At 47.8% G+C, this 13,360-nt stretch carries 10 protein-coding genes; all 10 read left to right on the top strand.

The genetic code is table 11. The features are described 5' to 3' along the window. Position 1: 1 nt before the first annotated feature. The 10 genes from kdpA (at position 2) to H511_RS23390 (ending at position 13,292) form a co-directional block, all read left to right on the top strand. Positions 2 to 1,726: a potassium-transporting ATPase subunit KdpA gene (gene kdpA, locus H511_RS0113210; RefSeq protein ID WP_027252723.1), complete on the top strand. Its 1,725-nt coding sequence runs from the start codon at positions 2 to 4 to the stop codon at positions 1,724 to 1,726. A gap of 3 nt (positions 1,727 to 1,729) precedes the next feature. Continuing rightward, the gene (gene kdpB / locus H511_RS0113205; RefSeq protein WP_036759517.1) at positions 1,730 to 3,751 is read left to right on the top strand and encodes a potassium-transporting ATPase subunit KdpB; all 2,022 of its coding nucleotides are present in this window, start codon (positions 1,730 to 1,732) and stop codon (positions 3,749 to 3,751) included. A gap of 10 nt (positions 3,752 to 3,761) precedes the next feature. Continuing rightward, on the top strand, positions 3,762 to 4,406 hold the full coding sequence (gene kdpC / locus H511_RS0113200) for a potassium-transporting ATPase subunit KdpC (RefSeq protein WP_248616592.1): 645 nt from the start codon (positions 3,762 to 3,764) through the stop codon (positions 4,404 to 4,406). 136 nt (positions 4,407 to 4,542) lie between these two features. Continuing rightward, on the top strand, positions 4,543 to 7,206 hold the full coding sequence (locus tag H511_RS0113195; protein ID WP_027252720.1) for a sensor histidine kinase: 2,664 nt from the start codon (positions 4,543 to 4,545) through the stop codon (positions 7,204 to 7,206). 15 nt (positions 7,207 to 7,221) lie between these two features. Beyond that, positions 7,222 to 7,905 (top strand): response regulator, encoded by a 684-nt coding sequence (locus tag H511_RS0113190; RefSeq protein ID WP_027252719.1) that lies wholly within the window; start codon positions 7,222 to 7,224, stop codon positions 7,903 to 7,905. Between the two features lie 108 nt (positions 7,906 to 8,013). Next, positions 8,014 to 9,063, top strand: coding sequence for a sensor histidine kinase (locus H511_RS0113185; protein WP_027252718.1), 1,050 nt, complete (start codon positions 8,014 to 8,016; stop codon positions 9,061 to 9,063). Then, positions 9,060 to 9,758: a response regulator transcription factor gene (locus H511_RS0113180; protein ID WP_027252717.1), complete on the top strand. Its 699-nt coding sequence runs from the start codon at positions 9,060 to 9,062 to the stop codon at positions 9,756 to 9,758. The genes H511_RS0113185 and H511_RS0113180 overlap by 4 nt, the downstream gene beginning before the upstream one ends. Then, complete coding sequence (locus tag H511_RS0113175; RefSeq protein ID WP_027252716.1) at positions 9,751 to 11,211, top strand: TrkH family potassium uptake protein; 1,461 nt, start codon at positions 9,751 to 9,753, stop codon at positions 11,209 to 11,211. Before H511_RS0113180 ends, H511_RS0113175 begins: the two co-directional genes overlap by 8 nt. 13 nt (positions 11,212 to 11,224) lie before the next feature. Next, positions 11,225 to 11,878 (top strand): potassium channel family protein, encoded by a 654-nt coding sequence (locus H511_RS0113170; protein WP_027252715.1) that lies wholly within the window; start codon positions 11,225 to 11,227, stop codon positions 11,876 to 11,878. A 1-nt stretch (position 11,879) separates the two neighbouring features. Continuing rightward, positions 11,880 to 13,292, top strand: a complete 1,413-nt coding sequence (locus H511_RS23390; RefSeq protein ID WP_051288155.1) for a TrkH family potassium uptake protein — start codon at positions 11,880 to 11,882, stop codon at positions 13,290 to 13,292. Positions 13,293 to 13,360 lie beyond the last annotated feature (68 nt).

The following is a 13,360-nucleotide window of genomic DNA, read 5'->3' as shown; positions in this document are numbered from 1 at the left end:
TATGCTGGATATTTTTATTATTTGCTCACTGGCATTGATACTGGCCATGCCGCTCGGGATGTATATGACAGGGGTTTTCTCAGGAAAACCACATTTAAGCGATAAGATATTCGGGCCAATCGAAAATGGTCTTTATCGTCTTATGGGGGTCAATCAACAGCAAGGTATGAGCTGGAAAGTGTACGGGTCAGCCTTTTTGCTGAGCAATCTGATACTGGGGATCTTGGCCTTTCTGATTTTAAAATTTCAGCATCTGTTACCGTTCAATCCGGATCAGATTGGTCCTTTGTCGTGGGATCTCGCTCTGCACACGGCAGTGTCGTTCTTAACAAACACCAATCAGCAGCATTATTCAGGGCAAGCTCAGCTCTCTTATCTGTCACAAGGTTTTTTGATTGTGACTCTGCAATTTGTGACCCCAGCAATGGCGCTGGCCGTATGTGTTGCCATTTTACGTGGGATGCGCGGTGGTCGAAATCATGAGTCGGCGAAAGAAGGTGAAACCCGAGATCTGGGTAACTATTACGTTGATCTGGTGCGAGGCGTCGTTCGTGTTTTGTTACCGGTGGCAGCAGTTGTTGCACTACTTTTGACCTGGCAGGGTGTGCCCAGCAGCTTCAATGGTGCTCAGCATGTCAATACGGTTGATAGCGCATCTCAGGTTGCAACCCAGGAGGTGCCGATTGGGCCGGTTGCTCCAATGGTTGCGATTAAACAGCTTGGAACCAATGGGGGTGGGTGGTATGGCCCTAACAGTAGTCATCCACTTGAGAATCCAACACCGGTGAGTAACGCCATTGAAACGATCGCTTTGGTATTGATACCTATGGCTGTGGTTTTCATGGCTGGTGGATTATTACGGTACAAACGTTTTTCAACGATGTCGTTGGTGGCTATGGGAGTGATGAGCGTCGGTTTCATCGCGGCAACGGTTTACAGTGAACTTCAGCCAAACGCTGCTTTCGCTCAATTGAGTGCTGCTGGGCCAAACATGGAGGGGAAAGAGGTGCGTTTTGGTCCTGAACTCTCTGCTCTGTGGGGGACTCTGACCACACAAACCTCCAACGGCTCAGTGAATGCCATGCACGACTCTTTTAATCCTGTTGGCGGACTGATGACGCGGTCAGGCATGCTGATCAGTGCGATCTGGGGAGGTATAGGATGTGGCTTTGTTAACTTCATTGTGTACGTATGGCTGGCTGTTTTCCTTTCAGGGCTGATGATTGGGCGGACTCCGGAGATCTTTGGACGCAAGATTGAAACCAAGGAAATTACGTTACTGGCAAGCCTGATTGTCTTACCGACGTTTTGCATACTTGTACTGACAGCCGTGACTGTCGCGTTTCCTGCCTTAACGGGTAATAGCAATCCCGGGTTCCACGGCATATCCCAAGTGTTTTATGAATATACTTCTGCATTTGCTAACAATGGCTCAGGCTTTGAGGGATTAGGAGACGACACCCCGTGGTGGAACATTTCTTGTGTGCTGGCGTTGCTTGCCGGTCGTTATCTACCACTCGTTTTACCTTTAGCCGTTGCAGGGTCAATGGCCCGCAAACGGGTGAGCCCGGATAGTGCCGGCAGCCTGAAACTGGCCAGTCCGACCTTTTGCGTCACTTTAATCGCGGTCATTCTGATTATTAATTTCTTGTCATTTCTACCAGCAGCAGTAATGGGGCCTATTGGAGAGGCACTGCAACTTGCAGAAACGGGTATGGGGTACTGATTCATGAAGTCTAAAAATACACAGGCTATGGCGATGGCTGATGTGCAGCAGGCAAGCCTCAACGCGCTGAAAAAATTGTCACTGAGTGCAATGGCTGCCAATCCGGTGATGTTCGTGGTATGGATTGGCACGTTATTGAGTGCTTTGATAACCGTACAGAGAATCGTCACGAGTCACAGTTTCGGGACTGAACTCACGGTGACCTTGATACTGTTTTTTACTGTTTGGTTTGCGAATTTCGCAGAGTCTGTTGCTGAAGCGAAAAGCCGCGGGCAAGCCGCCAGTCTTAGAGCTGCGAAAAGATCGCTGCGTGCGTGCCGAATCCGTGACAACCAGGAAGAATGGGTTGATGCCTCGTCACTGGGGAAAGGCGATACCGTTTGTGTCCGGGAAGGCGAATACATCCCTGCCGATGGTGACATAATCCAGGGTGTGGCAACAGTGAATGAATCCGCTGTGACAGGCGAGTCGGCAGCTGTATTACGGGAGGCAGGAACAGATCATTCCAGCGTGATTGGGGGAACCAAGTTATTAACCGGGAAGATAGTCCTGCGCGTTGCCAATGATCCCGGGAATAGCTTTCTCGATCGGATGATCGGGCTGGTCGAAGGGGCAAAACGACAAAAAACACCGAATGAGTTAGCGCTGACTGTGTTGTTGTCTGCGTTGACAGCCGTCTTTCTCCTTATTGTGGTCACCTTACCTCCAATGGCGAATTTTGTTGGCGGTCAGCTTGATTACACTATGCTGATAGCTTTGCTGGTTTGCTTGATTCCAACGACAATTGGCGGACTACTGCCTGCTATCGGCATCGCGGGTATGAATCGGGCCTTGAGTGCGAATGTGGTGGCCAAATCAGGTAAAGCGGTAGAAGTTGCCGGTGATATTGACACATTGCTGCTTGATAAAACCGGGACAATCACTTTTGGTGATCGTCAGGCGACCGCATTTTTGCCCGTTCAGGGTGTTGAAGACTCGGCGTTGGTTGCTGCAACCGTTCATGCTTCTATTGAAGATCCAACCCCGGAAGGTAAATCGGTTCTGCTGTTAGCGGAATCAATGAATGTTGCCGCTGAACAGCCCATCAACGGTGCTGAGTTCTTACCTTTTTCACCCAAGACACGCGTTTCAGGTTTGCAACTGGCAAATGGTGGCTTAAGGATGAAAGGTGCCAGTGATGCAATGAAAAAGTGGGCCATTGAACTGGGTGTGCGCTGGCCTGATGATATTGATCATTTGGTGATGTCCGTGGCCCAGAAAGGCGGAACGCCATTAGTGGTTGCAACTGAACGACAAGTACTCGGCGTGATTGCGTTAACAGATGTGATTAAGCCCGGGGTAGCTGAACGATTTGCACGCTTACGATCATTAGGTGTGCGTACTGTGATGGTGACAGGGGATAACCCAATCACGGCAGGCGTGATTGCCGCTGAGGCGGGCGTTGATGATTTTATTGCAGAAGCTAAACCGGAAGACAAATTGGAATTGATCCGTGCTGAGCAGGCAAAAGGACGATTAGTGGCGATGGTTGGGGACGGAACCAACGATGCACCGGCATTGGCACAGGCAGATATCGGTCTGGCAATGAATTCTGGCACTCAGGCTGCGAAAGAAGCGGGCAATATGGTGGATCTGGACTCAGATCCTGCTAAATTACTGGCCGTTGTTGAAGTCGGCAAACAGTTACTGATCACACGCGGTGCTTTGACGACATTTTCATTGGCAAACGATGTTGCTAAGTATTTCGCGATTCTTCCGGCTGTTTTTGTTGCTACCATTCCCGCGATGGCAGCGCTTGACTTCATGCATTTGAACAGCCCGGCGACTGCTGTTATTTCTGCGTTAATATTTAACGCCGTGATTATTCCTATCCTGATTCCATTGGCATTGAAAGGTGTCAAAGTGAAATCAATCAGTCCGGAAAAACTATTACGGAACAATATGCTCGTTTATGGCCTGGGTGGGGTGTTGCTTCCCTTTGCTGTGATCAAATTGTTTGATGTCATGATTGGGTCTTTGGTATAGGAGTATGATGATGAACATGAATTCTTCCCACTCATTGAATGGGCTGCAGGCTCAAAATATAAATGTCAGCTTAGAGAGCGGTGCATTCCTGCATCAGGTATTCATTGCAATCAGAGCGAGTATCATGATGCTGATTCTCTGTGGCGTATTATATACTGGAGTGGTGACCGGTTTAGGCCAGTTACTTTTTCCTTTCCAGGCTGCGGGCAGTATGATTCAGCAGAATGGTCAGAACATTGGATCGATACATATTGGGCAGGAATTTGTCAGCGATCGATATTTTCATGGTCGCCCCAGTGCTGCAGGATATGATCCTACAGCAACCGGCGGCAGCAATTTAGCGCCATCCAATCCAGAATTACGAGAACGAGTCGCGACTGATAGCGCAGCGATTCAAACTCTGGAAGGTGTGAAAGCTGAACAAATTCCTGTTGATATGCTGGCAGCTTCTGGTGCCGGGCTGGACCCGCATATATCACCCGCGTCAGCTTACCTGCAATCCCCGCGTATTGCGCGTGTTCGTAATCTGGACGAGGCTCAGGTCAACGCATTAATCACTGAGCATACCGACATGCCGCAATGGGGAATGTTGGGGCAGCCAAGGGTAAATGTACTGATGCTGAATCTGGCTTTGGATGCAGCCCAGCCCGAGTAGACTGAAAGCAGACCGGCTATCATAGCGGGTCTGCTTTACTTCACACCTTTAGTTAATGTGTTGTGTTTAATATGAAATCACATTACGACTAGCATTATTTACTTATTCCGCCAGGGGATTTCGATAGGAGCGTTGAATGACGGATAACACTGCCCGTTCTCAACAGGCTGATGTCTTACTCAGTAAGTTAAAAAAAGAAGAAAAAGGAAAGCTCACTGTTTTTCTTGGTGCGGCTCCCGGTGTCGGCAAGACCTATGCAATGCTCAGTGCAGCCAAAGAAAGGTTACAGCAAGGGGCTGATGTTGTTGTCGGGCTGGTTGAAACGCATGGCCGGGAAGAAACTGAAGCCATGCTGGTGGAATTAGAGGTAATACCCCGCAAGGAAATCGGGTATCACAATACTTATCTGACCGAGTTTGATCTTGATAGTGCACTTGAAAGAAGACCTGAACTGATTCTGGTGGATGAACTTGCACATACAAATGTACCCGGTAGCCGTCATAAGCGAAGATATCAGGATGTTGATGAATTACTGTCTGCCGGTATTGATGTGTACACGACGGTCAATATTCAGCATCTTGTAAGCTTGAATGACTTAGTAATGCAAATTACCGGGGTTCGGGTCAGAGAAACCGTCCCGGATAGTTTCATTGATGATGCGTATGATATTCGTTTTATCGATTTACCACCGGTCAATTTAATTGAGCGTCTGCAACAAGGAAAAGTGTATTTACCTGAGTATGCCAGGCTGGCAATGGATACATTTTTTTCCATCTCAAATCTGACTGCATTGCGTGAACTGGCGATGAAACGGGTCATCGAACAAGTGGATGCGCACCTTATCAGTGAACTGGAGGCGAAATCAGAAAAAGCAGATTTTATTCTTAAAGATAAGCTGCTGGTATTGATCAGTACAAACAGTGACCACCGTTATTTGATACGCATTGGTCGACAAATCGCCGATCGGCGCCAAATACCCTGGACAGTGGTTTGGGTGGATACGGGGAAAACTCAGGATCTGCAAAGGCGTAAGCGTCTGAATGATGCCATGGTAATGGCAAAAGAACTTGGTGCCAGTGCCGAAGTATTACGGGGCTCGAGTACCTACAGAAGCATTTTGCCTTTCTTGAATGAGCACAGAATTAACACTGTACTTGTAGGTGCCGGAACACGGCGCCAGTTTTTATGGCAAAGAAAACGGCTTTATCAACAGTTAATAGAATCCGGACTGCCGGTTGAAGTTTCAGTCTATCGCGCCCCAGAGCAACTGAAGGTACCAAAGGAACCAGAATTACGGGTATCTCCATTGGGTGACAAGAAAGGGCACATTTTTGGTATTGTTTCTACAGCTGTGGCAACGGTATTTGCTTTATTACTGCAGCAAGTATTGAGTAGCGGAAACTTAGTGCTGTTTTATGTCATAGCCATTCTTGCTGTTGGTCTGAAGTTTGGTGCACGTCCTGCTCTTGCCACAGCAATCTGGTCATTCCTGAGCTTTAATTTCTTTTTAACGGCACCTACTTTTACATTCAAGGTGCACAGTCAGGATGATGTGGCAACCTTGATATTTTTGGTTTGTATTGGTTTGATCAGCGGACCAGCAGCGTCACGAATTCGGCATCAGTTTATTTTACTGAAAGAATCCAACCAGTATGCAGAAAACTTGAGGGAATTGGCTCAGGAGCTTTCTGTTGCGGACGATGAAAATGCACTTTGGAAATCGGTTAATCGCCATATCGAACGCACTGTTCATGTGAAATGTTATAGTGTCATGGCCGGAAAAGATGACCATAAACAGTTCGTTCCGCTCTTACTGACACCTCTCAAACAAATTGACCATTCTGCGATTGATTGGGTCTTTCAGCACGGTAGTATCGCTGGGCGGTTTACCGACACGCTGAGTGCGTCGCAAATGACCGTCATCCCCGTTTTGCAAGAAAAGAAGGTGATTGCAGTGGTCACGCTTTGTTGGGATAAATCTCAAACACAGTTTAACCCTTTTGAACAAGAGCTGATTCATGCAATGCTCCAGCAGGCGTCCAGTACCTGGCAACGAATTCATTTAGTGTCTGATTTAGAGAGTGCCAGGGTGAAAACAGAAGTGGAGCAAATACGATCTGCGCTGTTGTCGTCAGTATCTCATGATCTGAAGTCACCTCTTTCAGCAATGATGGGAGCTGCGGAAAGTCTGCGAATATTTGATAAACAGTTGAATGAACAAGACAGGTTTGACCTGCTCGATACTATTTTGCAGGAAAGTCGCCGGCTGGATAGCTATATTCAAAACTTACTGGATATGACCAAACTTGGGCACGGCACTTTAAAAATTGAACGGGATTGGGTATCCGTTGATGACATCATAGGGAGTGCATTAAGTCGCTTAAAACGTTATTTCCCGTCGGTGAAAGTCGATTACATTCGCCATAATGAACCACCATTGTTGTATGTTCATGCTGCGCTGATAGAACAGGCTTTGTTTAACATTTTAGAAAATGCTGTTCGGTACTCACCGGAAGAAGAACCCATTACGATAGTGATGGACACGACTCAGAATCAATGTCGGGTTTCCATTGAAGATCAAGGGCCAGGAATACCGAAAGCAGCTCAGAAAGAAATATTTAATATGTTTTACGTTGTCTCTGATGGCGATCAGAAAAAGCAAAATACGGGAATGGGATTAGCTATATGCAAAGGTATGATCAGTGCACATGGTGGTAAAGTGAGAGCTGTTGACGGCGCCGGAGGCAGAGGCACTAGAATTGAAGTGGAACTGCCTTTAGACTATCCGAATATGAAATAAGAGTAAGTCTTATCCGTGAGTATCAAAATTGTTGTGATCGATGACGAAAACCAGATTCGTCGTATGTTACGTATTGCCCTTGCCAGTGAAGGGTATGATGTCACAGAAGCAGAAAATGGTACTCAGGGCTTAGCTGCCATAGTGCGTCAACAACCTGATTTGGTGGTACTGGATCTGGGACTGCCCGATATGGAAGGCCATCAGGTCTTGCAAGAATTAAGAAGCTGGAGCACAGTTCCTGTTGTTGTGCTTTCTGTTCGAAATCAGGACAGAGAAAAAGTGCGGGCCCTGGATGCTGGCGCGCAGGATTATGTCACCAAACCGTTTAGTGTTGTTGAGCTTCTGGCTCGTGTGCGTGTCTGCTTGCGTGATCACATCAAACCTGAACAACTACCTGTCATTGATGATGGCAAGCTGTGCATCGATCTGATGAAAAGGCAGGTCACCGTTAATCAATGCGAAGTAGTGCTGACGCCAAAGGAGTATGCGGTTCTCTCTATGCTGGCAGCATCACCAAATTGTGTGATTACGCAAACGCAGCTCCTCAAACAAATCTGGGGACCGAGTCATACCACGGATACTCACTATCTACGTATCGTGATCAGTCATCTTCGTCAAAAGCTGGGCGATGACCCAACCGAGCCTACTTATGTGCGTACTGAATCTGGGGTAGGTTATCGACTCAGTGTTACATGTTAGTACGGCTATATTAAGCCTCTATTCGGACAATTTTACGCTTTTTTTACGCGAACTCTCAGGGGCCATTTGCTAGAGTGTGCCGCACTCATTGTTAGCTGATCCCGCTTTATGCTTACTTACTGGCGAAACAGCCATTTTCTTTTTTCTTTCATGGTGTTGGCCAGTGCGCTGTCGGCCTCGTGGCTGATTGATCTGGCGCTTGGCTCTACGATAGCCGTTCTGCTGATTCTACAACTTGCCGTTGTAGTGGTGGCATTGCAATGCACCTCGCGTTTTGCCTATGGTTTTGCGGTGATAGAAGCCTTGAGCTTCAATTTCTTGTTTACCACACCCCGTTATTCACTTCAGATGTTTCATGCGGAAGATATTATTAATCTGGTTGTTTTTGTTCTCGTGGCACTGACAACCAGCCAGCTTGCAGAACACTACCGCCGTCAGCAGGATGAATTGAAAAAAGCCAAACTGCGCAACAGTATTTTGCTCTCGGTTTCCCATGATCTTCGAACGCCTTTAGCGACTATTATCGGTACGCTCACAACTCTCAATGAATATATGCCAAAACTCAGTGAGGGTGAGAAAAGTGAATTACTTAACAGCGCCACAGCAGAAAGTCATCGATTGCATCAGTATATTGAGAACCTTTTGCAAGCGACCAAGTTGCAACATGGCGCGTTAAAAATCACCCGAAATGATGAGTCAATTATTCACATTATTAACAATGCTGTTTTGCGTTTACCTTATTCTAAGGAAAGGGTAGTGGTGCAGGTACAAGGCCAGCTATCTCGCATTTTAGTGAGCGCGATATTAATTGAACAAGCCCTGTTTAATGTATTGGATAACGCATTACGCTTTTCACCAAAACATCAATCCGTGGTGGTCACGCTGTTTCAGGAATCGGCTTTTATTGTGGTTGATATTCAGGACAAAGGCGTCGGTATCAAGAGTGATGAAGCGGCGCGGATCTTCGATCTCTTTTATTCAAGCGCTGCCAAGAAAACGGCAGATTCAGGATCTGGCTTAGGTCTGGCTGTCGCGAAAGGTATTATCACCGCCCACCAGGGGCTCATTGAGTCTGTACCTGTGTCGGAAGGCTGCCTGATCCGAATCCGCTTACCGATCGATCAGCCCTCAAGCAGCCCTCAAGGTGAAAAATCATGAGCTATAAAATTTTAGTGGTGGATGATGAGCCTCAGATCCACACCTTTATTCGAATTTCGCTTGCCGCTGAGGGATTTGATTACCTGGGGGCTGATAGTATTCAGTCCGCCACAGCGTGCTTTCAGGCGTATTCTCCCCATGTGGTCGTTCTGGATCTCGGTCTGCCTGATGGCGATGGTGCAGCTTTTTTGGCCAGCCTTCGTCAAACACATAAAACCCCGGTACTGATTCTGACCGCCCGCGATCAGGAAGAAGAAAAGATCCGTTTACTCGAAGCCGGTGCGAACGATTATCTGAGTAAACCCTTTGGCATCAAGGAGCTGATCGCGCGTATCAAAGTGCTGGTCAGAGATTTGGTTGATGACCAGGTGACCAATGATGAAATTCTCTGCGGCAGGCTGAAAATAGTAAAAAGTACCCATCAATTCTGGCTGGACAGTCATGAAATACCGCTAACAAAGAAGGAATTTGCTTTTGTTGAACAGCTTATTCTGCATCCGGGCAAACTGGTGAAACAATCGTATCTGCTCGATGTGATCTGGGGAAAAAGCCATCGCGATGATACACATTATTTGCGTATTTTGGTCAGCCAGCTGCGCAAGAAACTTAATGACAGTGCAGACGAGCAACAATTGATTAAAACGGAATCCGGGCTGGGTTATCGTTTGGTTCTAGAGGAATCGAATTGTGGTTAACCCCAGAAATACTTTTCGCTTATTGGCAATGCCTATGCTCTGGATGGGTATTGTGCAACTGAGTTTTGGTCTGCTTTCGCTGTTTATCTTTAATGATCATATTTCGAGGCTATTCCTAGCGCCAGGGCTCTTTATGGTGTTAGGTTCTGCCATCGTTTCTGTCATTCTTCGTCAAAGCAAACTGGATAAAGTTACCTTTCGCGATGCACTTATTTTTGCCAGTTTAACTTGGGTACTGACAGGAATACTTGGTGCCATTCCTATTCACTTGGTGACGGATGTCAATTACAGCGATGCTGTCTTTGAATCGATTAGTGCGTTAACAACCACAGGCGCGACAATATTATCCGGGCTGGATAATATGCCTAAATCATTTCTTCTGTACCGTCAGTTTTTGCAATGGATGGGCGGATTAGGTGTTGTTATTTTTGTTGTGGCCGTCTTGCCGATGCTCAACGTAGGGGGAATGCGTTTACTCAAAGCCGAAACGCCAGGGCCGATAAAAGACGATAAACTGTCGCCAAGAATTTCTAAAACAGCCCACTATTTGTGGGGCGTGTATCTGGCGATTACTGCCGCTTGTGCCCTTGCATATTATTTGGCGGGAATGTCCGCTTACGATGCTGTTGCGCATAGTTTTACCACGGTTTCGACAGGGGGATTTTCCACCCATGACGCCAGTATGTGGCATTTTGAAAGTCATTTAATACTGATGATCTCTAACGTTTTCATGTTGCTTGGGGCAATAAATTTCGGGCTGCATTTTCGCGTATTCCGGGCTGGTTTGGCAGGAATTAAGCTTTATCTGAGAGATGAAGAAGTGCGAGTCTTTGTTTTGATTGTGCTGGCGCTCTCTTTTATCCTGGGTTGGTATTTGTATCGGCAGTCTGCTTATGAGCACATACTGATATCATTCAGTTTTGCAATGTTTCACGTTATCTCTTTTATCACCAGCACAGGGTTTGGCGCGGCTGATCTGAGTGCCTGGCCGGCTGCAACAGCGCTGTTTCTCGTTTTTTGCGCTTACTTGGGCGGTTGTTCAGGCTCAACCGCGGGCGGTAATAAAATAGTCAGAGACATTCTGACCTTTAAGGTGATCAGACGCGAAATCCGTCAGCTTCTTCATCCCAAGGCGATTTTGCCTATTCGTTATCAAGGGCGGGTAGTCACTTCAGATATCACGAATGCGGTAATGGCTTTTATGTCCATAGCCGCGCTTACCACTTTGGTTTTCACCTTGTTGTTAATGGCCACAGGTTTGGATTTCTGGTCATCTTTTACTGCCGTGGTGGCGTGTATTAATGTACTTGGACCAGGTTTTGGTCAGGTAGGAAGTAACTTTCAGCCTGTCAGTGATACCGGGATCTGGTTTTTGAATCTCGCCATGATTTTAGGTCGATTAGAGTACTTTACCGTTCTGGCAATGCTACTCCCTCATTTTTGGAAAAAATAATTAAGGTATTGTAATGGCACATTTTACAGTCATTGGCTTAGGGCGCTTTGGTGTGGCTGCCAGCCTGGAATTGATCCACCTAGGGCATACGGTGACAGGGGTAGACAGAGACCCGAAGATTGTCGAGAAGTATGTCGAAGAGCTCACGCAAGCCGTGATCTGCGACTCCTCCGATGAAAGTGCGTTAAGGGAACTGGACCTGGCCAACAGTGAAGCTGTGCTGGTGGCGATCGGCGAAGATATGCAATCGAGCCTGCTGTGCACGCTGGCGCTGAAGAACCTCGGGGTGAAGGAAATCTGGGTCAAAGCGAGTACCAAAGCCCACCACACCATAGTGTCGAAGCTGGGCGTGCAGCGCATTATTCATCCGGAAGAAGAAATGGGGATCCGCGTTGCACAGTCGCTCAATTATCCTATGGTCAATAACTATCTGGCGATCGGGCATGGCTTATACGTGGTGGAAATTCATGTCAAGCCAGCGCTGCATGATGCACCGGTTTCCCGGGTGTTAGGTGATGCCAGAGGCAGTGTGCAGGCTGTTCTGATTAAGCGGGAACAGGATGTGTTCACCGACATTAACGCGAACTTCTTACTTAAAGAAAACGATATACTCCTGCTCTGTGGCACCCGGGCGGAGCTGAAGTATATCGCGCCAAGGCTGGTGTAACATGGTGTTGTGGCATCCGTCCGTCTCTCCCATAGAGCGAAAACCCAAGGCGGGGAAAAAGCTGCTGGGCGCACCGCCCTTCATACTCAGTGGCAGCTTTTTATTGTTAATTCTTATTGGTGCCGGGCTGCTGAAACTGCCCATTGCCACTCACGAGCCTATCAGCTGGGTGCAAAGCCTGTTCACTGCAACATCAGCGGTGACGGTCACCGGGCTGGTGGTGGTCGATACGGGCACAGTGTTTACGCTGTTTGGCCAAACCGTGATTGCCTTGCTTATCCAGTGCGGAGGGCTTGGTTTAATGACCTTTGCGATAGTGACCTTAATTGCGCTGGGGGGGAAAATCGGCTTTTTAGAACGCACGGTCGCCCGGGAAGCCTTTAACCAGACCGACTCATCGACGCTGGCCGCCACCGCCAAATCCGTACTGGGGTTTGCTTTGGTCGTCGAACTGATAGGTATCACAGTGTTAACCCTGTACTGGCGGGAGGAGCTGGGCTGGCAGACGAGCTTGTTTCACGGGTTTTTCTATACCATCAGCGCTTTCAATAATGCCGGTTTTGCGTTAAGTGCAGACAGTTTAATGCCCTATGTGGATGATCCTGTTGTGAATATCACGATTACCGGCTTGTTCATTATTGGCGGCCTGGGCTTTTCGGTCTGGATGGATCTCAAGCGCCATCGCTGCTGGTCGCGCCTGACGGTATACAGCCGGATGATGATATCAGGCACAGTCATCATTAATCTGGTGGCATTAATCGCCATTTATCTGATTGAGTACGATAACCCGAATACGCTGGCCCCTTTGAGTGAGTCCGGCAAGTGGCTGGCATCCTGGTTTCAGGCGGTGACGCCGCGTACGGCAGGTTTCAATACCCTGGCCATTGACCAGTTAGAGGATGCGACCACCTCGATTCTGCTCGTGCTGATGTTCATTGGTGGCGGCTCGCTGAGTACCGCAAGCGGGATTAAAGTGGTGACCTTTATCGTGCTCATTCTAGCGACTTACGCCTATTTACGGCGCGATGAAGCGGTGGATGTGTTTAAACGCGAAATCACCAAAGAAACCGTCAGCAAGGCGCTGGCGCTGACGTTAATCTCTGCCGGTGTGACCTGGCTGGCTATTTTTGCATTGTTGCTCAGTGAAAATGCGCCCATGCTGGATATTGTCTTCGAAGCCGTGTCTGCGCTGGGAACGGTGGGCCTGTCCAGAGGGTTAACCGGCAATCTTTCCGCTGCTGGTGAATTTATCATTATCTTTATGATGTTCATGGGCCGGTTAGGCCCGCTGACTCTGGCGTACTTTTTAGCCAGTCCCAGAAAGAAAAAAATTCGCTACGCAGAAACCAAACTGGCTATGGCTAGCGTGACCTGTGCTGGCCGGGTTCCGGACAGCACATCGGTCAGACGCTGACGGACGAATATTCCCAACATTTTCTGCAACTTGCTTATTTATCGCCATAATTAAATTTGGCAGTCATA

The organism is Photobacterium halotolerans DSM 18316 (assembly GCF_000425165.1).
Classification (GTDB): domain Bacteria; phylum Pseudomonadota; class Gammaproteobacteria; order Enterobacterales; family Vibrionaceae; genus Photobacterium; species Photobacterium halotolerans.
This window is presented reverse-complemented; position numbering and strand designations above follow the sequence as displayed.

Bases quoted from the DNA above. Each gene is read 5' to 3' on its own strand.
- H511_RS23390 (WP_051288155.1), top strand. From the start codon at position 11,880: ATGGTGTTGTGGCATCCGTCCGTCTCTCCCATAGAGCGAAAACCCAAG.
- H511_RS0113170 (WP_027252715.1), top strand. From the start codon at position 11,225: ATGGCACATTTTACAGTCATTGGCTTAGGGCGCTTTGGTGTGGCTGCC.
- H511_RS0113185 (WP_027252718.1), top strand. From the start codon at position 8,014: ATGCTTACTTACTGGCGAAACAGCCATTTTCTTTTTTCTTTCATGGTG.
- kdpA (WP_027252723.1), top strand. From the start codon at position 2: ATGCTGGATATTTTTATTATTTGCTCACTGGCATTGATACTGGCCATG.
- kdpB (WP_036759517.1), top strand. From the start codon at position 1,730: ATGAAGTCTAAAAATACACAGGCTATGGCGATGGCTGATGTGCAGCAG.
- H511_RS0113180 (WP_027252717.1), top strand. From the start codon at position 9,060: ATGAGCTATAAAATTTTAGTGGTGGATGATGAGCCTCAGATCCACACC.
- H511_RS0113195 (WP_027252720.1), top strand. From the start codon at position 4,543: ATGACGGATAACACTGCCCGTTCTCAACAGGCTGATGTCTTACTCAGT.
- kdpC (WP_248616592.1), top strand. From the start codon at position 3,762: ATGAACATGAATTCTTCCCACTCATTGAATGGGCTGCAGGCTCAAAAT.